Raw genomic sequence first — 24,003 nt, 5'->3', positions numbered from 1 at the left:
GGCAGCGTGCCCCGACGAGGCCCGGTCGTACGGGTGCATAGGCTCGCGGAGCGTGCGGGCGCACCTGTGGTGTGTTGCCCAGGTCGATGTCGCGCCCCCGGGGTTGCCCCGGAGGGACCCGGGCCGCCTCCCCGGTGGGGACGCGGCCAGGTCAGCTCGGGACACGCTGCCACCCGCGCAGCGTAGCCCCGACGGACCAGTGCCGCGGGCCGCCGCGCGCCCGGACGGTCAGGTGGGTGGCGGCCAGTCGGCGAGGACCGTTTCGACCGGGAGGACGTCGCGGTCCGGGTCGGGGGCGGGGGTCGGTGCGGCGGTCGGCGTCCGGTCGAAGCGGGGTGCCGGTGCCGGCTGAATCTCTCCGCCCACCTCGACGAACGTGTCCCGGGCCGCGTTGTGCGGATGCCGGTGTGCCTCGCTCGGGGCGAGCACCGGAGCCACGCAGGCGTCCAGGTCGGCGAAGACCGCCGTCCACTCGTCGCGGGTCCGTTCGGCGAAGCGTTCGGTGAACCGCCGGCGCAGCTCGTCCCAGCCGCCCGGGTCGTACTGGGCGGGCAGGTCCGGGTTGTCGGCGAGGCCCAGGCCGGTCAGCAGCGCCGCGTAGAACGCCGGCTCCAGCGCGCCGACGGCCAGGTAGCCGCCGTCGGCGGTGCGGTACGTGTCGTAGAACGGGGCGCCGCCGTCGAGCAGGTTGCGCCCGCGCGGCGCGGCCCACAGGCCGGTGCCGAGCATCCCGTGCAGGAACGCGGTGAGCAGCGCCGAGCCGTCCACCATGGCCGCGTCGACCACCTGGCCGACGCCCGAGCGTTCCCGTTCCAGCAGGGCGGCCAGCACTCCCACGGCGAGCAGCATCCCGCCACCGGCGAAGTCGCCGATCAGGTTCATCGGCGCGTGTGGACGCTCACCGGCCCGGCCCAGCGGCTCCAGCGCCCCGGCCACCGCGATGTAGTCGATGTCGTGCCCGGCCCGGGGCGCCAGCGGACCGTCCTGGCCCCAGCCGGTCATCCGGGCGTACACCAGTCTGGGGTTGCGGGCCCGGCACACGTCCGGCCCGAAGCCCAGGCGCTCGGCCACCCCCGGCCGGTACGCCTCCACCAGCACGTCCGCCCGCTCGACCAGGCGCAGCAGATCGGCCACCCCGGCCGGGGACTTCAGGTCCAGCGCGGTGGCCCGCCGGCCGCGCTGCAACGGCCCACCGGTGGGCGCGGCGAGGCGTCCCGCGCCCGGACCGCCGGGCCGGTCCACCCGGACCACGTCCGCGCCGAGGTCGGCCAGCACCATGCAGCCGAACGGGGCGGGTGCGAGGCTGGCCAACTCGACCACCCGCACCCCGGCCAGCGGCCCGCCGCGCGCCGGCCCGCCGCGCGCCGTCACGCGATGCCCGCCGGTTCGGCGGGGCGGGCGGCGGACGCGGCGAGGCGGTCGGCCAGGTCGGCGGGGGGCGTGAACCGGTCGCCGTAGCGGGCGGCCAGCTCGGTGGCGCGGGCCGCGAAGCCGGCGGGCCCGCCCGCGTACTGCCGTACGTACCGGATCACTCCGCCGGTCCAGGCGGGGAAGCCGATGCCGAAGATCGATCCGATGTTGGCGTCGGTCTCGGTGCGCAGCACGCCCTCGTCCAGGCAGCGCAGCGCGTCCAGCGCCTCGGCGAAGAGCATCCGCTCCTGGAGGTCGGCGAACGGCACCGCCCGGCCGGCGTCGGTGGTCAGGTCGGCGAGACCGGCCCACAGCCGGCCCCGGGTGCCGCCGTCGTACGCGTAGAAGCCGCGCCCGGCCGCGCGGCCCGGCCGGTCGTACGCGTCCACCAGCTCGTCGACCAGCCGGTGCGCGGGCAGCGGCGCGAAGCCCTCGCCGGCCGCCTCGAACTGCCGGCGGATCCGCTGGATCAGGGTGAGGCTGACCTCGTCGGCCAGCGCCAGCGGCCCGGTCGGGTAGCCGGCCTGGAGGGCGGCCTGCTCCACCGAGGCGGCCGGCACCCCCTCGGCCACCATGCCGACGGCCTCGTCGATGAACCGGCCGATCACCCGGCTGGTGAAGAAGCCCCGTCCGTCGTTGACCACGATCGGGGTCTTGCCGATCCGCCGCCCCAGGTCGAACGCGCGGGCCAGGGCGACGTCGCCGGTCCGCTCGCCGACCACGATCTCCAGCAGCGGCATCCGGTCCACCGGCGAGAAGAAGTGCATGCCGATGAAGTCGGCCGGCCGGTCCACCCTCTCGGCCAGGCCGGTGATGGGCAGGGTGGAGGTGTTCGAGGCGAGCAGCGCGTCCGGCGCCAGCACCGGCAGCACCTCGGCGAAGACCTTCTGCTTCAGCGCCGGGTCCTCGAAGACCGCCTCGATCACCGCGTCACAGCCAACCAGTGCGTCCACCCGGTCGGTGGTGGTGATCCGGACCAGCACCGCCCGGGCCTCGGCCTCGGTGGACCGGCCCTTGCGCACCCGCCGGGCGAGCAGCCGCTCGGCTTGCTCCCGCGCCCGGTCCGCCGCCTCCGGTGAGACGTCCTTGACCACCACGTCGAGCCCGGCGCTGGCGCAGGCGTACGCGATGCCGGCGCCCATCATGCCGGCGCCGAGCACGGCGACCCGGGTCACGGGAGCGGCGTCCACCCCCGACGGTCGGGCCGCGCCGCCGTTGACCGCCTTCAGATCGAAGAAGAAGGCGCCGATCATGTTCTTGGCGATCTGGCCGGTGAGGAGGCCGATGAGATGCCGGGTCTCCACGGTGAAGGCGGTCTCCAGGTCGACCTGCGCCCCCTCGACCGCGGTGGCCAGGATCGCCTCGGGTGCGGGCAGCCGGGCACCCTTGAGCTGCTTGCGCAGGGTGGCCGGGAACGCGGGTAGCTGCGCGGCCAACGAGCGACTGGCCGGGGTGCCGCCGGGCATCCGGTAGTCCGGTCGGTCCCACGGCTGCGCCGGGCGCGGGTTGGCCGCGATCCAGGCGCGGGCCCGGTCCAGCATCTCGTCGGCGGTGGCCACCACCTCGTCCACGATGCCGGCGGCGAGGGCGTCGGCCGGGCGCATCCGCCGGCCGGTGAGCAGCACGGTGGTCAGCGCCCCGGCCAGGCCGAGCATCCGTACCGTCCGGGTGACGCCGCCGGCGCCGGGCAGCAGGCCCAGGGTCACCTCGGGCAACCCCAGCCGCGAGCCGGGCGCGTCCAGCGCGATCCGGTGGTGGCAGGCGAGCGCGATCTCCAGCCCGCCGCCGAGCGCCGAGCCGTTGACCGCCGCCACCACCGGCCAGCCCAGCGTCTCCAACCGGCGCAGGTCGCGCTTGATGGTGCCGAGCAGGTCGGCCAGCGCGGGCGCGTCGGCGCGGGTCGCCCGGACCATCTCCGGCAGATCACCGCCGGCGAAGAAGGTGGACTTGGCGCTGGTCACGATGACCCCAGCCAGCTCGTCGCGCTCGGCTTCGAGGCGGTCCAGCACCGCGCTCATCGACGCGGCGTACGCCCGGTTCATCGTGTTCGCGGACTGCTCGGGGTCGTCCAGGGTGAGCGTGACGATGCCGTCGGCGCCGCGGTCGTACCGGATGGTGTCGGTCATGGTCTTCCTCCGGAGGTCAGCAGCGCTCGATCACGGTGGCGACGCCCATGCCGCCGCCGATGCAGAGGGTCACCACGGCGCGGCGCAGGTCGCGGCGCTCCAACTCGTCCAACGCGGTGCCGAGCAGCATCGCGCCGGTCGCGCCGAGCGGGTGGCCGAGGGCGATCGCGCCGCCGTTGACGTTCACCCGGTCCGGGTCGAGTTCCAGGTCGCGGACGTACTTCAGCACCACCGCGGCGAACGCCTCGTTGATCTCGAACAGGTCGATGTCGTCGAGGGTCAGCCCGGCCACGGCGAGCGCCTTGCGGGTGGCCGGGATCGGACCGGTCAGCATGAGCGTCGGATCGGCGCCGCTGACCGCCGCGCCGACGATCCGGGCGCGCGGGGTGAGGCCGAGGTCCCGGCCGACCTCCGCCGAGCCGACCAGCACCAGCGCCGCGCCGTCCACGATGCCGGAGGAGTTGCCGGCGTGGTGGACGTGCTCGATCGCCTCCAGCCAGTGGAACTTCTGCAACGCGACCGCGTCGAAGCCGGCCGCCTCGCCCATGGTGGCGAAGGACGGGGTGAGCCGGGCCAGCGCCTCCCGGGTGGTCTCCGGGCGGGGGTGCTCGTCCACGGTGAGGATGTCCAACCCGGTGGCGTCGCGGACCGGCACCACCGAGCGGGCGAAGTGCCCGCCGGCCCACGCCTTGGCCGCCCGCTCCTGCGAGCGCAGCGCGTAGCCGTCGACGTCGTCGCGGGTGAAGCCCTCCAGGGTGGCGATCAGGTCGGCGCTGATGCCCTGCGGCACGAATGAGGTGGCCAGCGCGGTCTCCGGGTCGGTCGCCCAGGCGGCGCCGTCGGAGCCCATCGGTACCCGGGACATCGACTCGACACCACCGGCGAGCAGAAGGTGCTCCCAGCCCGAGCGGACCCGCGCGGCGGCGGAGTTGACCGCCTCCAACCCGGAGGCGCAGAACCGGTTGAGCTGCACCCCGCCCACCTGGTCGGGCAGCCCCGCCAGCAGCGCCGCGGCCCGGGCCAGGTCGCCGCCCTGCTCGCCGACCGGGGTGACGATGCCGACCAGGAGGTCCTCCAGCCGCTCGACGTCCAGGCCGGGGTTGCGCTCGCGCAGCGCGTCGATCAGGCCCACCACCAGCGAGATCGGCTTGACCCCGTGCAGCGCGCCGGTGTCCCGGCCGCGCCCGCGCGGGGTGCGGACCGCGTCGTAGACGTACGCCTCAGAAGGCACGGGCGATCAGCTCCTTCATGATCTCGTTGGTGCCGCCGTAGATCTTCTGGGCGCGGGCGTCGGCGTACATCCGGGCGATCGGGTATTCGGTGGTGTAGCCGTAGCCGCCGAAGAGTTGCAGGCACCGGTCGATGACCTCGCACTGCCCGTCGGTGAGCCACCACTTCGCCATCGCGGCGGTGGCCACGTCCAGCTCGCCCCGGGCGTGCCGGGCGATGCAGTCGTCCAGGAAGACCCGGCTGGCCCGGGCCCGGGTGGCGCACTCGGCGAGCACCATCCGGGTGTTCTGGTGCCCCATCAGCGGCTTGCCGAAGGCGTGGCGCTCCTTGGCGTACGCGATGGTCAGCTCGACGGCGCGTTCCATGGCGGCGACCGCGCCGACGCCGATCACCAGGCGTTCCTGGGGGAGTTGCTGCATGAGCTGGATGAAGCCCAGCCCCTCGACCCCGCCGAGCAGGTTGGCCGCCGGCACCCGGAACTCGTCGAAGAACAGCTCCGCCGTGTCGTTGGCGTGCAGACCGATCTTGGACAACAGCCGCCCGCGCCGGAAGCCGGCCGGGTCGCCGCCGACCTCGCAGACCAGCAGCGAGACGCCGGCCGCCCGCTGCTCCGGGTCGGTCTTGAGGGCCACGATGATCAGGTCCGCGAGACCGCCGTTGCTGATGAACGTCTTGGCCCCGGTGACCAGATAGTCGTCGCCGTCGCGGACCGCCCGCGTGCGGATCGCCTGTACGTCTGAGCCGCCGTCCGGCTCGGTCATCGCGATCGCGCCGACGAGTTCGCCGCTGCACAGGCCGGGCAGCCAGCGCCGCTTCTGCTCCTCGCTGCCGTACGCCACCAGGTAGCCGGTGACGATGCCACTGTGGACGGCCAGGCCGAGGCTGCTCTCCCCGGCGTACGCCTGCTCGTGCAGCATGACCGCCTCGTGGGTGAAGCCGCCGCCCCCGCCGCCGTACTCCTCCGGCACCGAGAGGCCGAGCAACCCCAGTTCGCCGGCCCGCCGGTAGTGCTCACGGTCCGGATGGCCCTGCGCCAGCAGACGGTCGGTGTGTGGCAGCACCTCCTTGGTGAAGAAGGTGCGCGCGAGGTCGGCCAGGTCGTCGTGCTCCGGCTCGCGCCAGGGCGAGGACTGACCGTCGGAGGGCGTCGGCATGTGCACCACCCTCGCGCGTTGTTGACGGCATGTCAATAAGTCTCGATCAGCAGCCGCGCACAGGCCGCCGGATCGTCCGCGAACGGCAGGTGCCCGCAGCCGGGAAGCGCCACGTGCCGGGCCGCCGGCAGCGCCGCGCGCGCCCGCCGGGCCTGACTCCGGTACGGCAGAACGAGATCGCGCGTACCCCAGGCGATCGTCACCGGCATCGCGGCCAACGCCCCTGGCACGCGGTGGTGGGGTCTTCGGTCGTGGGCCGGTGACTGTTCGTTGTGGAGCTGCCACCGACCGAACGCCGCACGCGCCGCGGCGAAGCCGGGCGCGTCTGCCAGCGCCTCCGCCGAGTCGACGCACTCGTCCGGCGCGAGCCGGCCCGGGTGGCCGTAGAAGAGCCCGCAGAAGGCCACCCGCCCGGCCGCCGTGGCGAAGAGTCGGGGCAGCACGGGCCGCAGCCCGACGCTCGCCGACCGGGCACCACCGACGGCAGCCTGACACCAGCGTCGCCCGAGCGGACCCCAGAACCCGATCGGCGAGAACGCGGTGATCTCCCGGGCCAGCCCGCGCCGGCCCAGTTCCAACGCGATGCCGCCGCCGAGCGAACTGCCCGCCACCGCCGGCCGCCGGATGCCGAGTGCGCCCAGGAAGGCGACCACCCGGTCAGCGAGATGGTCCACCGAACCGGGGTCGGAGGTGGGGTCGGGCCATGGGGGAGAGGCGCCGAAGCCGGGCAGGTCCAGCGCGATCACGTCACGGTGCCGCGCCACCTCGTCCAGCACCGGCTCCCACACCTGCCAGCGGCTGCCGATGCCGTGGATGAGCACCAGCGGTGGGCCACTGCCACGCCGGGAGTGCGTGAGCCAGGCCGGGTCGGTGCGTCGCACTGCCCCACCCTGGCACACCGATCGATGCCCGAACCAGGTCGGCGGCTGCCCAACACACCGCTCGCCTGCGCGCACCGGCGAGTTCTGTGTCTCAGTCTTGGACGGTGGCAGAACCTGTTCGTCAACCAGGCACAGCGGCGGCGGTCGGCGCGGAACGCGATCCGGCGCGGCTCGTCACCTTCAGCGACGCGGTCATCGCCATCTCCATCACCCTGCTCGTTCTGGAGATTCGCCCGCCGGAGGACACCCAGCATCTGATCGACAGCCTCGCCGTGTTGTGGCCGTCCTACCTGGCGTACGCCCTCACGTTCCTTCTCATCGGACAGGTGTGGGCCAACCACCACGCCATGTTCGACCACCTTCGCAGCGCCGACGGGGTGGTGCTGCTGCTCAACACCCTGCTGCTGATGGCCATCGCGTTCCTGCCATTCGCCGCCTCCGTCCTGGCCGCCGCGTTCCGTCACGGCCACGGACAGCGGACCGCCGTCGTCTTCTACGGCATCTCGCTCGAACTGGCAGCCGTGGTGTTCAACGCCATCTGGACCTATGCGCGCCGGGGTAACCGGTTGCTCGACCCCGCCGTCGACGCGGCAGCCGGGAGAGCTCTCAGCAGGCGCTTCCGGCTCGCGCCCTTCTGGATCGCCGCCGGGATCCTGCTTGGCGCCCTGCTTCCCATCCTCGGCGTCGCCGTGATCACCGCGTTGATTCCCTTCTACTGGCTGCCGATCCGGGGCGAGAACGCCCGGGAGCGGCGCCGGCGCAACGGAGGCCGGGACTAACCCCGGGTCAGGGATGCTGCGTCGGCGGCGTGGGGCAGCGGCGGCCGGGCGTTGAGGGCGGCGTGCGACGCCGGCTTGAGGATCCGGTGGACGTCCGCGGCGCCGCCGCACTGTTGTTGACAGTGCGACAACAAGGGTGTCACCGTACGCCATGGCCTACGGCGACGTCGGGGTCGTCCGCTCCGGCTTCCGGGGCGGGGCGGCCGCGTTGCGGCCGGTCCGGGTGGCGGCGTACCTGCCGCTAGGGTCGGTCGAATGAGTGTCGAGACGGCGCGGCGCCGCCGCCGGTTGGAGCCGGACGCCCGGCGGGGGCAGATCCTGGCCTGCGCGGTCCGGCTGTTCGGGGAGAGGCCCTACCCGGACGTGTCGACCACCGACGTCGCCCGGGAGGCGGGCGTGGCGCGCGGGCTGATCAACCACTACTTCGGCTCCAAGAAGGACCTCTACCTGGAGGTCGTCCGCGTCATGGTGACCATCCCGGAGGTGGCACTGGAGCGGCTGCCGAAGGGTGACCTGCGGAGTCGGGTCGAGGCCAGCGTCTCCTGGTTCCTCGACGTGGTGTCCCGGCACAGCACCTCCTGGCTGGCGGCGGTGACCGCCCGGGGGATGGGCGGGGACGCGGACGTCGAGCGGGTGCTCGCCGAGGCCGAGGAGGTGGCCGCAGACCGGGTGCTGGTGGCGGTGGGGCTCGCCGGGGTCGAGGAACACCGCGAGGAACTGCGCGGGATGGTCCGGGCCTACGGCGGGCTGGCCGCGTCGACGGCCCGGGAATGGCTCCAACGCGGCGCGCTGACCCGCGCCCAGGTGCACCTGCTGCTCACCACCACCCTGCTGGCCATCGTCGAGCAGGTCATCCCGGAGGCCGTCGCCGCCAGCGGCCCGGCCCGCGCAACAGACGCCGGAGCGCCATGACGGACACCGCACCAACCGCCGCCACGCCGCGTCGGGTGCGGGTGGCGATCATCGGCTCGGGGTTCGGCGGCGTCGCGGTGGCCGCCGCGCTGCGCGGAACCGACGACGTCGAGGTCCTGCTGCTCGAGCGGGCGGACCGGGTCGGCGGCGTCTGGCGGGACAACACCTACCCCGGGTGCGCCTGCGACATCCCGGCGCCGCTCTACTCGTACTCCTTCGCGCCCAACCCGGACTGGTCGCGGCGCTTCCCGCCGCACGCGGAGATCCTGGCCTACCTGGGGAGGTGCGTGGACGATCTGGGGCTGGCCGACCGCGTCCGGTTGAACACCGAGGTCACCGACGCGGAGTGGGACGAAGCCGCGGGCTGCTGGCGGCTGCGCACCGCGGCCGGCGAGGAGTTGACGGCCGACGTGCTGGTGCCGGCCGTCGGGCAGCTCTCCCGCCCGGTGGTCCCGGTGCTGCCGGGCGCCGAGCGGTTCGCCGGGCCGGCGCTGCACACCGCCCGGTGGGACCCGGCGCTCCGGCTGGACGGTGCCCGGGTCGGGGTGATCGGCACCGGTGCCAGCGCGGTGCAGCTGGTGCCGGCGATCGTGGACCGGGCCGCGCGGGTCACCGTCTTCCAACGCACCCCACCCTGGACGTTGCCGAAGCCGGATCGCCGGTACGGACGGTTGCGCCGCGCGCTGTACCGGCGGGTGCCGGCGCTGATGCGGCTGCCCCGGGCCGGGTCCTGGGCGCTGACCGTGTTCACCGGGCTGGCGGTGACCGGCAACCGGGCCGCCGGGGCCGTGCTGCGTACCGCGTCCCGTGGCCAGCGGTGGTGGCAGGTGCGCGACCCCGAACTGCGCGCCCGCGTGACGCCGGACGAGCCGATGGGCTGCAAGCGGGTGCTGTTCACCAGCGACTGGCTGCCCACCCTCGCCCGACCCGACGTCGACCTGGTCACCGAGAAGATCGTCGAGGTGACCGTGGACGGGGTACGCACCGCCGACGGCCGCAGCCACCCCTGCGACGTGCTGATCTACGGCACCGGCTTCGCGGCCACCGACTTCCTGGCCCCGATCCGGGTCACCGGGCGCGCCGGCCGCAAGCTCACCGACGAGTGGCGCGACGGCGCGTACGCGTATCTCGGCATGGCCGTGCCCGGGTTTCCCAACCTCTTCCTGGTGTACGGCCCGAACACCAACACCGGCAACACCTCGGTGGTCTACTTCCACGAGGCGCAGGCCCGGCACATCGCCCACGCGGTGCGCCTGCTGGCGGCCGGCGGCCCGCCGCTCGAGGTACGTCCGGAGGTGGCCGCCGGGTACGACACCGAGCTGCAGGGCCGGCTCGCCGGCAGCGTCTGGACCGCCTGCCAGAGCTGGTACCGCACCCCCGGCGGCCGGGTGGTCACCAACTGGCCGGGGATGGCCGACGAGTACCGCCGCCGCACGGCCCGGCTGAACCCGGCCGACTACGGCCGCTGACCGCGCCACGGTGCCCGACGCGACGGGAGCCGGTTGTGGAATACTCGCCCGATCATGACCCGTTATGCCCTGCTCATCCTGCCCGCCGCCAACCGGGTGTACGCCCGCTCCGCCGTCGACCTGACCGTCGCTGAGCTGGAGATCTTCGGTCGCTTCGCGCTGGACGGCCGGATCGGTGAACTGGACACCGCCACCGTCGGCGGGGCGTCCTACGTGACCTTCGCCGGCGATGGGCTGACCGAGCGGGATGTGGCGCTGCTGGGCAATCTGTCCAGCGGGTACGCGCTGTTCGAGTTCGTCGGCGAGCTGCTGCGCCCGGTCGAGTGGAGCCGGCTGGACCGCTACGACGACGACCTGCTCACCATCCAGAAGTACCCGGGCAAGACCAACGAGCAGTTCACCAAGCTGCTGCTCAACGTCACGCTGCTCGCGTCGGCCTGGGCCGGTGAGCTGACCAGCCGACGGTTCCGGGTGCTCGACCCGCTCTGCGGCCGGGGGACCACCCTCAACCAGGCGCTGATGTACGGCTTCGACGCCGCCGGGGTGGACCGCGACCAGAAGGACTTCGAGGCGTACAAGGCGTTCCTCGTCACCTGGCTGAAGCAGAAGCGGATCAAGCACCGGGTGCTGGAGTCCGGGCCGGTGCGGCGGGAGCACAAGGTGGTCGGGCGCCGGCTGCGGCTGGAGATGGCGCCGACGCGCGAGGAGCACAAGGCCGGGCGGCTCCAGTCGCTGGACGTGGTCAACATCGACACCACCCGCAGCGGCGAGTTCTTCAAGCCGGAGAGCGTCGACCTGGTGGTGGCGGACGCCCCGTACGGCGTACAGCATGGCAGCCGGACCGCCGAGCACGGTCTGATGCGGGACCCGCTGGCGCTGCTCACGGAGGCCGCGCCGGTCTGGGCCCGGCTGCTGCGCCCCGGCGGCGCCCTCGGCATCTCCTGGAACACGCACGTCGCGGCCCGCGAGGACGCGGCGGCGGCGCTGGCCGCCGCCGGGCTGACCGTGGTCGACGACGAGCCGTACCGCGCCCTGCGGCACCGGGTCGACCAGTCGATCATGCGCGACGTGCTGGTGGCCCGCCGCCCGGTCTGACCCGCGACCCGGTCCGCACCCGAGGAGCGCGGGCTTCGGTCAGAGCCGCTGGCTGCCGATGACGGAGAGGAGTTGGAGCTTCTCCTGGCTCTCGCTGCCCGGCGCGGCGGTGTAGACCAGCAGGGCCTGCGAGTGGTCCGGGTCGACCAGCGTCTGGCAGTGCAGCTCCAACAGCCCCAGCTCCGGGTGCTGGATCCGCTTCGGCGCGCAGTACGGCCCGGCGATCGGGTGCTCGTTCCACAGCTCGGCGAACTCCGGGCTCTCCGCCAGCAGCGCGTCGGCGATCTCCGCCGCCCGCGAGCCCCGGCCGTCGCGGGTGTACGTGGCGTGCAGGTCGGCCACGATCAGCCGGCTCTGCGCGGCGCGGTCCTCGGCCGGGTGGATCAACCGGGTCGCAGGGTCGGTGAACCAGCGGTAGTGCAGGCTGCGGGCCAGCCCGGTGTGCCGGCGCTCGTCGCCGAGCAGCGCGATCGCCGGGCCGGTCTGCTCCAGGGTCTCACCGACCAGGTTCACCACCTGGGCGGGAGTGTCCCGGAGCCGGTCCAGGATCCGCATCATCCCGGGATTGACGTGCTCGGCGCGCAGCGCCCGCTTCGGGGTTGCGTACCCGGCGAGCTGGAAGATGTGGTCGCGCTCGGCCAGCGACAGGCGCAGGCCCCGGGCGATCGCGGCGAGCATCTGCTCCGACGGGTGTGGGCCGCGCTGCTGCTCCAACCGGCTGTAGTAGTCGGTCGACATGTCGCTGAGCGCGGCCACCTCCTCCCGGCGCAGCCCACCGGTGCGCCGCCGAGGTCCGCGAGGTAGCCCCACGTCCTCCGGTTGCAGGGCCTCCCGCCGGGCGCGGAGGAAGCCGGCGAACTGCGCGCGGTCCATGAGCGATCTCCTCTGCACGGTCAGTTGCCACCGAATGTGACGCCGACCAGCTGCTCGGAGACCGCCCAGAGTCGGGCGGCGTCGTCCGTGCTGCGGGCCGAGCGGTACACGGCCAGCTCGGTCGGCTTTCCGGTGAACTGCCCGAACCCGTCCGGGCCGTAGAACCGGCCGCCCTGCGCCTGCGGGCTGGTGGCCGCGTACAGGGCGGGGAGCAGGCCGGCGTCCACCGACTGCACCAGGATGCCCCAGCGGGCCAACCGCCTCATGACGGCCTCGTTCGGCGAGGGCCGGCCACGGCCGAGGTTCGGGCCGGAGGCGTAGAGGTTGGTGAGGGTCGTGCCCGGGTGGGCGACATTGCTGACGATGCCCCAGTTGCCGGCCCGACTGCGCCGGTCCAGTTCGAGCCCGAAGAGCAGGGTGGCCAGCTTCGAGGCGTTGTACGCGCGGATCGCCGCGTACTTCCGGCTGGCTTGCAGATCGTCCCAGTCCAGCTTGCCCCAGCGGGCGGCGCTGCTGGACATGGTGGTGACCCGGGCCCGGCCGGCGCGCAGCAGCGGCAGCAGCCGCCCGGTCAGCGCCAGGTGACCGAGGTGGTTGGTGCCGAACTGGAGCTCGAAGCCGTCGGCGGTGGTGTGCCGGGTGGGGGGCGTCATCACGCCGGCGTTGTTGATCAGGAGGTGGATCGGCCGGCCCTCGGCGTGCAGCGTGTCCGCGAGCGCGGCCACCGAGTCGAGCGAGGCCAGGTCCAGCTCCCGGGTCGACACGGTGGCGCCCGGCACGGCCGCCCGGATCCGGGCCAGGGCGGCGTCGCCCTTGGCCGGGCTGCGCACCGGGAGCACCACCTCGGCGCCGGCGCCGGCGAGCCGGGTGGCCAGGCCGAGGCCGAGGCCGTCGCTGCCGCCGGTCACCACGGCGAGCTGCCCGGTCAGGTCGGGTACGTTCACGTTCAGCACAACAAACTCCCTGGTCGGTGGTGTTCCTCGGTGGGGTCGGGGCCAACCCTGGCCCGGACCGGGCACGGTGCCCAGGGTGAGCTTGTCCAGGGATCGGCGGTCCCTGGCTCGGCGGCCGGTCCCGGGACCGGCGTCGGGGTGCGGGCGTGGCGGGTAGCGTTCGGGGCGAATGACGGTTGCCGCGAGGAGGACCCGTGCAGACGACGACGGTGGACATCCCCACGAGCGACGGGGTCGCCGACGCGTACCTCGTCCGGCCGGACGGGAACGGACCGTGGCCGGCGGTGCTGCTCTTCCAGGACGCCTTCGGCCCGCGCCCCCGGCTGGTCGAGATGGCCGAGCGGATCGCCGAGCGGGGCTACCTGGTGCTGGTGCCGCACCTGTTCCACCGGGCCGGTCGGGCACCGCTGTTCGACCTGTCCCGCCTAGGGGATCCGGAGCAGCGGGGCGCGATCATGGAGCAGATCATGCCGCTGGTCGGGTCGCTCACCCCCGACGTGATCAGTCGAGACACCGCCGCCTACCTCGACTTCCTGGCGGCCCGCGACGACGTCCGGCCCGGCCCGGTCGCACTCACCGGCTACTGCATGGGCGGCACCAACGCGCTGCGGGCCATCGAGGCACATCCCGACCGGATCGCCGCGGCGGCCAGCTTCCACGGCGGTCGGATCGTCACCGACGCACCCGACAGCCCGCACCTGGGCGTCGGCTCGATCACCGGTGAGCTGTACCTCGGGCACGCCGACCAGGACCCGTCCATGACGCTGGAGCAGATCGCCACGCTGGAGAAGGCGCTCGACGCGGCCGGCGTGCGGTACCGCTCCGAGGTCTACCCGGGCGCCCGGCACGGTTTCACCGTGGCCGACACCGCCGCCTACGACGAGCGGGCCACCGAGCGGCACTGGACGGCCCTGTTCGACCTGCTGGCCCGGGCGCTGCCCACGGGCTGAACCGGGTCGGCGACGCGCGCCGATCGCCCCAGGCGGCCGAGTCGTCACAGCGCGCCGGCGGAATCCGGGCCGCCCCGGGACCGGCCGGGTGTCCGAGTGGTGACGCTGAATCGGCCGTCGGCCTCCATTCGCACCTCGCGGACCTCCGCGAGATCGGAGATGCCCTGCTCCCGTAGCTGGGTGTGCAACTCCTCGTTGGTGATCAGCTCACGGCGCATGTTGCGCCGCAGGATGCGCCCGTCCCGCACCAGCACCAGTGACCCGGGCCGGATCAGCCGGGCGGCGGCCTGCCAGCGGTAGGCGACGGCGTCCAGGAGGTACGACCAGCCGATGATCACCCCGACCAGCAGCACACCGTCGGTGACCGAGGTGTAACCGCCCGACATGCCGTTCTGCGCGGCGTCCGCGAGCAGCACGATGACCAGCAGGTCGGTGACGCCCGTGGTGCCGCTCTCCCGCTTGAGGATGACCCGCAGCAGCGCGAAGAGCGCGAGGTACATGACGCTGCCCCGGACCAGGATCTCCAGCAGTGGGGTGTCCGGGACGAAGAGGTCCCCCCAGTCGGCCACCCGACGGGCTACCCGCCGCTCGACCCGGCAATCCTGCCGGTCACGCGGGCGGTAGGCCGCCGCCCGGGCCGTGCACCGTCCGGCCGACGAGCAACTCGGCGACGTCGCGCAGCTTGCGGTTGGAGTCCTGCGAGACACGGGCCAGGATGGCGAACGCCTCGTCGGCCGTGCACCGCCGCTGCCCCATGATGATCCCCTTGGCCTGCTCGATCACCGCGCGGCTGCGCATCGCCGCCTGCATCTGCTGCGCCAGGGTGGCGGTGCTCTCGTAGAGGTGGGCGTTGGCCAGCGCGATGGCGGCGTACCCGGCGAGCGTCCCGGCGAGGTCGACCCCCTGGTCCAGCGCCCCCGGCCGGGTCGCGTAGATGTTGAGCGCGCCGACCACGGCCTCCTGGATCGGCAACCCGATGGAGAGCGAGCTGCCCGCACCGGCGGCGTGCGCCCGGGCCGCCCACTCCGGCCACCGCTCCTCGGTCGTCAGGTCCGGGACCACCATGGCCGTACCGGTGGTGGCGGCGTCCAGGCAGGGGCCCCGGCCGTGCTCGTACTGCCAGATGTCGAGGGTCCGGGCCAGCTCGCCGGTGCACGCGGCGGTGTACGCCTCGCTGCCCTGAACCAGGGTCACCGAGACCTCCCGGGCGCCGGGGATGGTCTCCCTGGTGACCTCGGCGACGGTGGTGAGCACGGTGTCCAGGTCCGTCTCGTCGTGCTTGATCCGGCCGAGCCTGATCAGGGCTTCGGCCAGGTCCTGGGGTACCTGCGGCATGCGGTCTGACGTCCTTGCGAAAACCGGCGCCGTCGACCTGGGAGCTCAACAGCGCGTGGCGGGCGGCCCGCGTTCGCGAACCGCTGTGCCGATCCGGTGGTGGATCGGGAACCGGCGCCGCTGCTTGACGCTCGCTCCGAACGCCCCGCGCGGGGGCGTCAGCTACAGGATGACCACTCTACGACGCATCGGGCGTGGCGGCGAAGGACGGGCGCGGCGGTCGTTTCGTCCCGCCGACGGGACCCGCCGGGTGGCCGGGACGTGCTCGGACCGAGCGCCGCGGTGCCCGCGCGGGAGCCTGCCGCCGGTGCCTCGACCTCGGCGCTCATTCGTCCGCCGTGCCACACTTGCCGGGTGTGCCGCCGGTTGGCGGCAGACCGGTGGGCGCCGTCGAGGCATGCCGCTCACCGCAGTGTCCCGCCTCTGGACCGACGTTGCCGCCAGATTCCCTCCCGCCGCCGTCCGGACCGTCGCCGGGTGTCCAGGTCGCGGTCCTCTCCGACCTGCCCAACGCCGGGACCGCCTGCGCCCAGGGCCGGCACTTCGTGGAGGAGCAGCTGTGGCGGTGGCGGGTACCGATGCAGGTCGCCGACACCATGGTGCTGCTGGCCAGCGAGATCATCGCCAACGCGGTGCGGCACGGTCCACCGCCGGTCTGCCTCGAGCTGAGCCTGCATGCCGACCGGGTCCGGCTGGAGGTGACCGACTCCAGCGCCACCCCGCCGGTGCCGCGCCGTCCGGAGTTGGAGGCCCTCGGCGGGCGCGGTCTCTTCCTGATCGACACGCTGGCGGCGAAGTGGGGCTGGCACCCGCGCGCGCCCGGCAAGGTCGTCTGGTGCGAGATGCCGATCGCCGATCCCGTGCTGCCGCCGACACGCTGAGTCCACGGAGGTGCTGGTCGGATCGCGGGACTGTCGCCGGTGCCGTCGGAGCGTAGGGTGAGGGCCCTGTAGTCCGCGCCGGCTTCCCCGGCGGCGTGGCGAACCGGCGTCGGCGTTGGGCGTGGGTCCCGGATTCGTTGCGGTGGGTCCGTGCAGCGGTCCGCGATCGTGGGCTGCCGTTCGCGCACCCGTCCACGCGATCGGAACGGGCGCCACCCCCGAAGGACCGACATCATGGCGCAGCCGCCGCTGGACCCGGCCGACGCGTTCGCCGAACTCGGCCGGATCAGACTCGGCGAGGTCGGGCTTGACGAGGTGCTGAACCGGGTGGCCGAGTTGGCGAAGAGCACCATCCCCGGCGTGGCGGAGGCGTCGGTGACCCTGGTCCACGCCGGCGCGGCGCACACGGCGGCGTACACCGGGCAACTGGCCCGCGACCTCGACGAGTGGCAGTACGCCCAGGGCCGGGGGCCCTGCCTGGACGCCGCCGCCAGCGGCACCAGCGCGAGCGTGCCGGACGCGGCGGCCGAGGACCGCTGGCCGGATTGGGCCGAGCGGGCCCGCGCCGCCGGCCTGGGCAGCTCGCTCTCGGTCGGCCTGCCGATCCAGCAGGCGGTGGTGGGCGCGCTGAACCTCTACGCCGAGCGGCCACACTCCTTCGATCCCGAGGCGACCCGGCTCGCGGAGACCTTCGCCGCGTACGGCGCCGTCGCCCTGGCGAACGCCCACCTGTACGACAGCACGGCCGCCCTGGCCCGGCAGATGCGCGCCGCGATGGCCAGTCGAGCGGTCATCGAGCAGGCCAAGGGCATTATCATGGGCCAGCGGCGCTGCACGGCCGAGGAGGCGTTCGCGGTGCTGGCGAAGGCGGCACAGGAACAGAACACGAAGCTCCGCGACGTCGCCGCGGAGCTGGTCCGGCGGGTCCGTCCGGGCAACTGAGGGCCGTCAGGCCGCCTGGCCGGGCCGCGGCTGCCGCTCGGGCGCCGTCGAAGTGTCGGCCAGCCCGAGGTCCTGCCGTACCCCGGTCACGCCGAGGATGTACCGGACGACCGGCGACGGGTTCCGCAGAGTGAGCTGCCCGCCCAGGTGCACCACCAGGTGGTGGGCCCGCAGCAGAGCGGTGACGCCGTGGGCGCCGAGGTAGGTGACTGCCGACAGGTCCAGCGCGATCTGCGGCGGCGGCGTGCGGGCCAGCAGTTCCACCTGCTCGACGAGCAGGTGGGCGTTGCTCATGTCGACCTTACCGGCGACGCTGAGCTGCTTGGTCGAGCCCTGGCGGGTGGAGTCGAGCCGCATGATGGGTTGGTCCGGGTGACGCGCGGCTGGTGTGTCGGAACGGTGGCACCCGGACGGGTACCGATTGATCAACATGGCGCCTCCGACGCGACGTTCGAGGCGCGTTCCCAGTCGCAGCTCGACTGCTGCGGTGGGCACGCCCAGCGGAGGGCACCTGTCTTGACCCGTACCCGACGGTACTCCGATCCGTCCGGTCGTGCACCCGCGACGCTGCTCCGGGGCTGTCCGCGGGGGTGTTCTCCTCAGAATCACCCGAGCATGTGAGGCGGCCGGGACGGCTGTGTGCTCAACCGTCCCGGCCTGGGTCGCGCCGGGCCCGGGCGCCAGCGCGTACCTGCGTCCATCCTGCAGTGGACTCCCGTACCGGCCAAGTCGCCGGACGGCACCGGGTGGAGGCTCCGGGGCCGTCGGCTCCGCGTCAGGAGGGCTGGCGGGGCGCGACGAACTCCGGGGTCGGGTGTGGAGACTCCCCGGTCACCTGCGTGATCACTTCCGCGGCGATGTCACGCAGCTTGCGATTGCGGTGCTGCGACGCCTCCCGCAGGAAGGCGAAGGCGGCCGTGGCGGTGCAGCGCTGCTGCCCCATCAGCACGCCCAGCGCCTGGTCGATGACGCTGCGCGAGGCCATCGCGTCGGCGAGCTGCTGGTGCAGCAGTGCCTGGTCGGCCTGGCGCAGGATGATCGTCAACGCGGCCGCGCACTGGTCGGCGAACGCCGTCGCGTGCCGGCGCGCGTCGTCGGTGTACGCCTGCGGGCGGGTGGCGTACAGGTTCAACGCGCCGACGGTCTCACCATCGACGGTCAACGGCAGCGACAGCGAGCCGCGGATGCCGTGCCGCAGCGCGTGCTCGCGGTAACTGGGCCAGCGCTCGTCGTCCCTCAGGTCCACGACCTCGACGACGTGCCCGAGGCGCAGCGCGTCGAGGCACGGCCCCTCGTCCGCGCCGTACTGGATCTCGTCGGATCGGGCGGCCAGTGCGTCGCTGCTGGCCACGGTGAAGGCACCGTTGTCCCGACGGACGGTCAGGCCGCAGGCCACCGCCGGGCTGACCACCTCCGCGGCCACCCGGACCATCTCATCGAGGAACACGTCGACGTCCGATGAATCGGCCAACAGCGTCAACAGTCGGCTGTACGCCGAGGCCAGTTGCGACTGCACAGCGTCAGACACCGCCATCCTCCTGCATCGAGCCGTCCCATCGCCTCACGGCCGGGCCTTCCGCCCGCCGCCGGTGAAGAATCGTATCTCCGCCCGGCGAGCTCCCTGCCAGCCAGGATGGCTCGATGACAACCGCCCGCCACGGGCCCGCCCAGCGCCTTCCGGCGGCTGATCCGAGGGACCGCGACGGCCGGCCCGATCGGTGCGGTCAGTCGGTGCCGAGAGCGGCGGCCGCGGTGGGCAGCCCGGGGACCGGGACGTCGACCGCGAGCAGCGCGCCGTCCAGCGGGCCCGCCGGGTCCAGCGCGTGCCGGGCGGTGCCGACGAAGAGCCGGCGCAGGCCGGGGCCGCCGAGGCAGAGACCGGCCGGCTGCGTCGCCGGCAGTCGGATCTCCCGGTCGAGCACCCCGTCCGGACGGTACCGGCGCACCGCCGAGCCACCCCACAGGGCGACCCAGACGTGGCCCGCCGCGTCGACGGTCATCCCGTCCGGCACCCCCTCGCCCGGGGTCAGTCGCAGGAACGGCTGCCGCCCGTCGAGGGCGCCGGTGCGCGGGTCGACGGTGAACCGGTCGACCTCCCCGCGCGGAGAGTCGGCCAGGTACATGGTGGTGCCGGCGGCGTCGAACGCCGGACCGTTGGGCACGGTCAACCCGGTTACCGCCGGGACCGGCGCCGCACCCGGGGCCATCCGGTACAGCGCACCGCGGCCGGGCACCCCGGCGTACGTCATGCTGCCGGCCCAGAAGCGACCGTACCGGTCGGCGACCGCGTCGTTCATCCGGGCCGGCTCGGCCTGCTCGTCCACCAGATCGGCGAGGGAGCGTCGGTCGCCGGCGGCGGGCAGCAGGGCGATCCCGGTCCCGGCGGCGGCCAACCAGTCGCCGGGCCGGCCGGCCACCGGGGCGACCGCGCCCAGCGGCACGTCCAGCCGGCGCAGCTCCCGCAGCGGCGCGGGGCGGTCGCCGGTGGTCTCCAACAGCCGCCCGGCCAGCAGGTCGACCAGGATCAGTCGGCCGTCCACCCAGCGCAGGCCCTCGCCCAGCTCCAGCCGGTCCGCGCTCCACACGGTCGGTTCGGTCAGCTCCATCGCTCTCCTCCAAAGCCTGGTCGCCGGTGTCCACTGCGCCGACCCCGGGCGGCGCCCGGTCCCGCGTCGGCCACGGGGTGCGTCAGCGCACCGTGCCGCCGGGGCCCTGGTCGAGCAGGCTCAGCTCGGCCCGGTCGGGTAGACCCTCCCAGTCGCCCCGGGTGGCGACGGCGAACGCGCCGGTGGTGACCGCCCGGTCCAGCCGGGCGGACGCGTCGGCGCCGTCCAGCCAGGCCGAGAGCAGGCCGGCGACGAAGGCGTCGCCGGCGCCGACGGTGTCCACCACCGGCACCGCGCGGGCCGGACGGTGCACCGTGCCGGTCGCACCGTGGCTGGTGGCCCCGCCCGCACCGTGCTTCACCACCACCTCGTTCACGCCGGCCGCACGGAGCGCGGCGACCGGGTCGACCGCGTCGGTGAGCACGGCCAGCTCGTCGTCGGAGCCGACCACCAGGTCGATCGAGGGCAGCAGCGGCCGCAACGCGGCGGCGGCCTCGGCGACGGACCAGAGCCGACGCCGGTGGTTGACGTCGAGGCAGACCGTGGTGCCGGCGGCGCGGGCCCGTTCCACCGCGGTCACCACCGCCGTGTACGGCCCGTCGCCGAGCGCGCAGGTGATCCCGGTGACGTGCAGCAGTCGCGGCGGCGGGCCGGGCGCGTCGAAGGCGGCGGTGACGTCGTCCGGGGCGAGTCGGGAGCCGGCCGAACCGGCGCGGTGGTAGGTGACCCGGTTGATGTCGCCCACCCGGGACTCGAAGAGGATCAGCCCGGTGGGGGCCGCCTGATCCACCCGGGACCAGGTCAGGTCGACACCCTCGGCCCGCAGGGTGCGGCGGACCAGCTCGCCCGGCTCGTCCGCGCCGGTCACCCCGACCCAGGCGGCCGAGTGACCGAGCCGGGCCAGCCCGATCGCGACCGTCGATTCGGCCCCGGCGACGGAGATCCCGGCGGTGCCGCCCAGGCGCAGCGGACCGGTGGTACGGAACGCCGCCATCGTCTCGCCGAGGGTGAGCAGGTCGGTCACGGACGTACCGCCGTCAGGAAGGCCGCGGCCCGCTCCCGCAGCGCGGCCGGATCGCCGCCCTTGAGGGCGTCGCCGAGGAGCGGCGAGCCCACACCGACCGCGACGGCGCCCCGGTCCAGGTAGCGGCGCGCGCCGTCCGCGTCGACGCCGCCGACCGGCACGAAGGCGGTCTCCGGGAACGGGTCGCGCAGCGCGCCGAGGTAGTCGGGGCCGCCGAGGGAGGCCGGGAAGAGCTTGACCGCGCTGGCACCGCCGCTGCCGGCCTGCACCACCTCGGTGGGGGTCAGCGCGCCGGCGAGCACCGGCAGGCCCAGGCGGCCGGCCTCGCCGAGGCTCGGCGCCAGCGCCGGGGTGACCAGGAAGGTGGCACCCGCGTCGGCCGCCGCCCGGGCGTCGTCGACGCTGAGCACCGTGCCGGCGCCGAGACCGAAGCCCGGCCCGAGGGCGGCCCGGGCCCGGCGGATGGTGCCGAGCGCGTCCGTGCCGGTCAGCGAGACCTCGATCAGCGCCACGCCGGCGTCGGCCAGGGTGAGCACCGCGGCCAGCGCCGCGGCCGGGTCGGGACCGCGCACGATAGCCAGCAGTCGGTGGGTACGCAGCTCGTCGAGCAGGTTCATCGCGGGCGTCCTCCTCGGAAGCGGTGGGCGGAGATGGTGAGCCGCCAGACGACCTGGCCGGCGGGTGGGACCACCGCGGCGTCGTCCGGGCCGGCGTCGGCCAGGTCGAAGGCGGCGCCGAGCATCGGTTCGACCCCGACGCTGCGGTACGGGCTGCCGGCCGGCCAGCCGCCCAGGTTGCGCCAGAGCGCGGTGCTGCGGGGCTGGTCGTCACACTCCAGCTCCAGGGTGAGCCGGTCGGCGCCGTCGGTGACCCGCACCCGGGGGCAGTCGAGCAGCACCGCGCCGAGCGCCGTCCCGTCGTCCGGGCCGAGGGTGTCCAGCGTCAGCCCGGCCGGCGCCGGCCAGGGCCCGGTCAACCAGGAATCGCCGGCCGGCCACGCCCCGGGGGGCAGCAGCGCGGCGGCCTCCGGGTGCAGCCGGGTCGGAGTGCCGCCGGGGGCGTCCAGCCGGGCCGCCGGGGAGAGGTCGAGCAGCGCGTGCGCGGCCCAGACGAAGCGGTGACCGGGGTCGGCGGCCAGCCGGTAGTCGGCCACCACCGCACCGGCGGAGTCGGTGATCCGGCGGGTCAGGGTGAACGCCGGGCGTTCGATGACCACGGTGCCCGGGCCGGTGCTGCGCCACGGGCGGGACCAGACCTCGCCGTGGTCGGGCCGGCCGCGCACGGTGGGCAGGCACTCCTCCAGCCCGCCGGCGTCGACGAAGGCGCCGTCCGGGCGGACCTCGTGGCGCCCGGGCTCCGTCCCGCGCCACAGCCATTCCCGGGCGCCACCGCGCAGGCTCGTCCACCGGGCGCCGTGCGCCGCGTCGTACGCCACGGTCAACGGCACCGGATCCGCGTCGTCAGGTTCGACCGACCGCGGCCCGGAGGGGGCGCTCACCATTCGGCGAACGACCCGTCGCGGTGCTGCCAGACCGGGTTGCGCCAGGCGTGCGGGGTACGCGCCGCCTCCCGGACCGCTGCCTCGTCCACGGTGATGCCCAGGCCGGGCTTGTCGAACCGGGCGATGTGCCCATCGACGAAGCGGAACGGCTCGGGATCGACCACGTAGTCCAGCAGCTCCGAGCCGGCGTGGTAGTGGATGCCGATGCTCTGCTCCTGGATCAGGAAGTTCGGCGTCGCGAAGGCCACCTGGAGGCTGGCCGCGAGCGAGATCGGGCCGAGCGGGCAGTGCGGGGCGAGCAGCGCACCGTACGTCTCGGCCAGCGCGGCGATCCGGCGGACCTCGGAGATCCCGCCGGCGTGGGACAGGTCCGGCTGGACCACGGCCACCCCGGCCTGCAACGGGGCGAGGAACTCCGAGCGGCCGTAGAGCCGCTCGCCGGTGGCCACCGGGATCGGCGTGCTGGTGACGATGTCGTGCAGGTGGTGGGCCTGGTCCGGGAGGACCGGCTCCTCCACGAAGAACGGCCGCAGAGCGGCCAGCTCGGGCAGGATGCGGCGGACCGCGGCCAGGCCGGCCCGGCCGTGGAAGTCCAGCGCGATGTCCCGGTCGTCCCCGAGCACCTCCCGGGCGGCGGCGACCCGGCCGACCACCGCGTCCACCTCGGCCGAGGTGGGGATGGCCGAGAGCCGGCCGCACGCGTTCATCTTGACCCCGGTGAGGCCGGCGGCGACCTGCGCGGCGGCCGCGTCGGCGACCTCGTCGGGCTCGTCCCCGCCGATCCAGGAGTAGATCCGGACGCGGTCGCGTACCGGCCCGCCGAGCAGCGCGTGCACCGGCGCCCCGTACGCCTGCCCGGCGATGTCCCAGAGCGCCTGGTCCAGCCCGGCGACCGCGCTGGACAGGATCGGACCGCCACGGTAGAAGCCGCCCTTGGTGAGCACCTGCCAGTGCTGCTCGATCCGCAGTGGATCCTCACCGATCAGGTACTCGGAGAGCACCTCGACCGCGCTGCGCACCACCTCGGCGCGCCCCTCGACCACCGGTTCGCCCCACCCGACGAGCCCGTCGTCGGTCTCCACCCGGCAGAACAACCACCGTGGCGTGACCAGGAAGGTCTCGATCCGCTCGATCTTCACCGACTGCCCCTTCGTCCCCGTACCTTCTCGACGTCGCGGACGGCCTTGTCCAGCAACTCACGCATGGCGGTCTCGGCCGCCGCCTCGTCCCGGGCCCGGATCGCGTCGACCACCGCACGGTGACTGGGCACCGGGTCGTCGTGCGCGGCCCCACCGTGCACCAGCCGGTCGCGCTCGGCGAGACCGGTCTCCATCACCACCTCCATCCGCTCCAGCAGCTCGTTGTGGGTGGCGGCGAGCAGCGCGCGGTGGAAGGAGAGGTCGGCGGCGACGGCGGCGGACGGATCCGGGTTGGCCTCGGCCATCTCGGCCAGTGCCCGGTCCAGCGCGGCCACGTCGTCCGCGGTGGCGCGCGTGGCGGCCAGCCGCGCGGCGGCCGGCTCGATGATGCCGCGCACCTCGTGCAACTGGTCGAGCAGGTACTCGGAGGCACCCTCGGCGAACTGCCAGCGGATCACGTCGCCGTCGAGCAGGTTCCAGTCGGCACGCGGACGGACGAACGTGCCCCGCTTCTGCCGGGCGTCGACGATGCCCTTGGCCGAGAGCACCTTCAGCGCCTCGCGCAGCGCGGTCAGGCTGACGTCGAACTCCTCCTGCAACGCGGCGATGTTCAGGGTCGCGCCGGCGGCGATCTCGCCGGTGAGGATGCGGCGGGCGATGGCCTCGACGGTCTGTCCGTGGACGCCGCGGCGTGCGTACTGTGCCAATGCTCTCCTGGCCTTCTCGTTGGTCGGGATCGATCT

24 protein-coding genes are annotated in these 24,003 nt (G+C 74.1%); 7 read left to right on the top strand and 17 right to left on the bottom strand.

Annotated features, from left to right (window positions below; all coding sequences use genetic code 11):
- Positions 1-228: 228 nt before the first annotated feature.
- From ACFOW4_RS23215 to ACFOW4_RS23195, 5 genes are read right to left on the bottom strand one after another with little or no spacing between them, the layout of a single operon-like run.
- Positions 229-1,371 carry a CaiB/BaiF CoA transferase family protein gene (locus ACFOW4_RS23215; RefSeq protein WP_377531131.1) on the bottom strand — a complete coding sequence of 381 codons (1,143 nt, stop codon included), beginning with the start codon at positions 1,369-1,371 and terminating at the stop codon, positions 229-231.
- The gene (locus tag ACFOW4_RS23210) at positions 1,368-3,536 is read right to left on the bottom strand and encodes a 3-hydroxyacyl-CoA dehydrogenase NAD-binding domain-containing protein (RefSeq protein ID WP_377531128.1); all 2,169 of its coding nucleotides are present in this window, start codon (positions 3,534-3,536) and stop codon (positions 1,368-1,370) included. The genes ACFOW4_RS23215 and ACFOW4_RS23210 overlap by 4 nt, the downstream gene beginning before the upstream one ends.
- 16 nt (positions 3,537-3,552) lie before the next feature.
- Complete coding sequence (locus ACFOW4_RS23205) at positions 3,553-4,767, bottom strand: acetyl-CoA C-acetyltransferase (protein ID WP_377531126.1); 1,215 nt, start codon at positions 4,765-4,767, stop codon at positions 3,553-3,555.
- Positions 4,757-5,920 (bottom strand): acyl-CoA dehydrogenase family protein, encoded by a 1,164-nt coding sequence (locus ACFOW4_RS23200; RefSeq protein WP_377531124.1) that lies wholly within the window; start codon positions 5,918-5,920, stop codon positions 4,757-4,759. Before ACFOW4_RS23200 ends, ACFOW4_RS23205 begins: the two co-directional genes overlap by 11 nt.
- A gap of 32 nt (positions 5,921-5,952) precedes the next feature.
- Positions 5,953-6,801, bottom strand: a complete 849-nt coding sequence (locus ACFOW4_RS23195) for an alpha/beta fold hydrolase (protein WP_377531122.1) — start codon at positions 6,799-6,801, stop codon at positions 5,953-5,955.
- A 104-nt stretch (positions 6,802-6,905) separates the two neighbouring features.
- On the opposite strand from ACFOW4_RS23195, the gene ACFOW4_RS23190 reads away from it, so the two are divergent.
- The 4 genes from ACFOW4_RS23190 to ACFOW4_RS23175 all read left to right on the top strand — a co-directional run bounded on the left by ACFOW4_RS23190 (position 6,906) and on the right by ACFOW4_RS23175 (position 11,056).
- Complete coding sequence (locus ACFOW4_RS23190) at positions 6,906-7,580, top strand: TMEM175 family protein (RefSeq protein ID WP_377531120.1); 675 nt, start codon at positions 6,906-6,908, stop codon at positions 7,578-7,580.
- A 255-nt stretch (positions 7,581-7,835) separates the two neighbouring features.
- Positions 7,836-8,492 carry a TetR/AcrR family transcriptional regulator gene (locus ACFOW4_RS23185; protein ID WP_377531117.1) on the top strand — a complete coding sequence of 219 codons (657 nt, stop codon included), beginning with the start codon at positions 7,836-7,838 and terminating at the stop codon, positions 8,490-8,492.
- The gene (locus tag ACFOW4_RS23180; RefSeq protein ID WP_377531116.1) at positions 8,489-9,961 is read left to right on the top strand and encodes a flavin-containing monooxygenase; all 1,473 of its coding nucleotides are present in this window, start codon (positions 8,489-8,491) and stop codon (positions 9,959-9,961) included. Before ACFOW4_RS23185 ends, ACFOW4_RS23180 begins: the two co-directional genes overlap by 4 nt.
- Before the next feature lie 54 nt (positions 9,962-10,015).
- Complete coding sequence (locus ACFOW4_RS23175; protein WP_377531114.1) at positions 10,016-11,056, top strand: TRM11 family SAM-dependent methyltransferase; 1,041 nt, start codon at positions 10,016-10,018, stop codon at positions 11,054-11,056.
- A 39-nt stretch (positions 11,057-11,095) separates the two neighbouring features.
- On the opposite strand, the gene ACFOW4_RS23170 is transcribed toward ACFOW4_RS23175, so the two are convergent.
- Together ACFOW4_RS23170 and ACFOW4_RS23165 are read right to left on the bottom strand one after the other, a co-directional pair.
- Complete coding sequence (locus tag ACFOW4_RS23170) at positions 11,096-11,929, bottom strand: helix-turn-helix transcriptional regulator (protein WP_377531111.1); 834 nt, start codon at positions 11,927-11,929, stop codon at positions 11,096-11,098.
- Positions 11,930-11,949: 20 nt separating this feature from the next.
- The gene (locus ACFOW4_RS23165; RefSeq protein WP_377531109.1) at positions 11,950-12,882 is read right to left on the bottom strand and encodes an SDR family oxidoreductase; all 933 of its coding nucleotides are present in this window, start codon (positions 12,880-12,882) and stop codon (positions 11,950-11,952) included.
- A gap of 194 nt (positions 12,883-13,076) precedes the next feature.
- On the opposite strand from ACFOW4_RS23165, the gene ACFOW4_RS23160 reads away from it, so the two are divergent.
- Positions 13,077-13,832, top strand: coding sequence for a dienelactone hydrolase family protein (locus ACFOW4_RS23160; protein WP_377531106.1), 756 nt, complete (start codon positions 13,077-13,079; stop codon positions 13,830-13,832).
- Positions 13,833-13,876: 44 nt separating this feature from the next.
- Here the strand turns inward: ACFOW4_RS23160 and ACFOW4_RS23155 are convergent, their stop codons facing one another.
- Positions 13,877-14,401 carry a DUF421 domain-containing protein gene (locus ACFOW4_RS23155; RefSeq protein ID WP_377531103.1) on the bottom strand — a complete coding sequence of 175 codons (525 nt, stop codon included), beginning with the start codon at positions 14,399-14,401 and terminating at the stop codon, positions 13,877-13,879.
- Between the two features lie 40 nt (positions 14,402-14,441).
- The gene (locus ACFOW4_RS23150; RefSeq protein WP_377531101.1) at positions 14,442-15,167 is read right to left on the bottom strand and encodes a GAF and ANTAR domain-containing protein; all 726 of its coding nucleotides are present in this window, start codon (positions 15,165-15,167) and stop codon (positions 14,442-14,444) included.
- 434 nt (positions 15,168-15,601) lie between these two features.
- Here ACFOW4_RS23150 and ACFOW4_RS23145 point away from each other — a divergent pair, with 434 nt between their 5' ends.
- Complete coding sequence (locus tag ACFOW4_RS23145; RefSeq protein ID WP_377531100.1) at positions 15,602-16,048, top strand: ATP-binding protein; 447 nt, start codon at positions 15,602-15,604, stop codon at positions 16,046-16,048.
- A gap of 234 nt (positions 16,049-16,282) precedes the next feature.
- Positions 16,283-16,990 (top strand): GAF and ANTAR domain-containing protein, encoded by a 708-nt coding sequence (locus ACFOW4_RS23140; protein ID WP_377531098.1) that lies wholly within the window; start codon positions 16,283-16,285, stop codon positions 16,988-16,990.
- A 6-nt stretch (positions 16,991-16,996) separates the two neighbouring features.
- On the opposite strand, the gene ACFOW4_RS23135 is transcribed toward ACFOW4_RS23140, so the two are convergent.
- The 8 genes from ACFOW4_RS23135 to ACFOW4_RS23100 form a co-directional block, all read right to left on the bottom strand.
- Positions 16,997-17,347: an STAS domain-containing protein gene (locus ACFOW4_RS23135; protein WP_377531095.1), complete on the bottom strand. Its 351-nt coding sequence runs from the start codon at positions 17,345-17,347 to the stop codon at positions 16,997-16,999.
- Positions 17,348-17,765: 418 nt separating this feature from the next.
- Positions 17,766-18,518 (bottom strand): GAF and ANTAR domain-containing protein, encoded by a 753-nt coding sequence (locus ACFOW4_RS23130; protein ID WP_377531092.1) that lies wholly within the window; start codon positions 18,516-18,518, stop codon positions 17,766-17,768.
- Between the two features lie 196 nt (positions 18,519-18,714).
- Positions 18,715-19,596: an SMP-30/gluconolactonase/LRE family protein gene (locus tag ACFOW4_RS23125; RefSeq protein WP_377531091.1), complete on the bottom strand. Its 882-nt coding sequence runs from the start codon at positions 19,594-19,596 to the stop codon at positions 18,715-18,717.
- Positions 19,597-19,678: 82 nt separating this feature from the next.
- A complete protein-coding gene (locus ACFOW4_RS23120; RefSeq protein ID WP_377531089.1) occupies positions 19,679-20,620 on the bottom strand; it encodes a sugar kinase in 942 nt (313 codons plus the stop codon).
- Positions 20,617-21,237, bottom strand: a complete 621-nt coding sequence (locus ACFOW4_RS23115; RefSeq protein WP_377531087.1) for a bifunctional 4-hydroxy-2-oxoglutarate aldolase/2-dehydro-3-deoxy-phosphogluconate aldolase — start codon at positions 21,235-21,237, stop codon at positions 20,617-20,619. The genes ACFOW4_RS23120 and ACFOW4_RS23115 overlap by 4 nt, the downstream gene beginning before the upstream one ends.
- Positions 21,234-22,067 carry a hypothetical protein gene (locus ACFOW4_RS23110; RefSeq protein WP_377531086.1) on the bottom strand — a complete coding sequence of 278 codons (834 nt, stop codon included), beginning with the start codon at positions 22,065-22,067 and terminating at the stop codon, positions 21,234-21,236. The genes ACFOW4_RS23115 and ACFOW4_RS23110 overlap by 4 nt, the downstream gene beginning before the upstream one ends.
- 47 nt (positions 22,068-22,114) lie before the next feature.
- Positions 22,115-23,260 (bottom strand): galactonate dehydratase, encoded by a 1,146-nt coding sequence (gene dgoD, locus ACFOW4_RS23105; protein ID WP_377531083.1) that lies wholly within the window; start codon positions 23,258-23,260, stop codon positions 22,115-22,117.
- On the bottom strand, positions 23,257-23,967 hold the full coding sequence (locus ACFOW4_RS23100; RefSeq protein ID WP_377531080.1) for a FadR/GntR family transcriptional regulator: 711 nt from the start codon (positions 23,965-23,967) through the stop codon (positions 23,257-23,259). Before ACFOW4_RS23100 ends, dgoD begins: the two co-directional genes overlap by 4 nt.
- Positions 23,968-24,003: the final 36 nt, after the last annotated feature.

Source organism: Micromonospora sp. GCM10011542 (assembly GCF_042650685.1).
Classification (GTDB): Bacteria; Actinomycetota; Actinomycetes; order Mycobacteriales; family Micromonosporaceae; genus Micromonospora.
The sequence above is the reverse complement of the archived record's forward strand: the minus strand, read 5'-3'. Positions and strand labels throughout refer to the sequence as shown.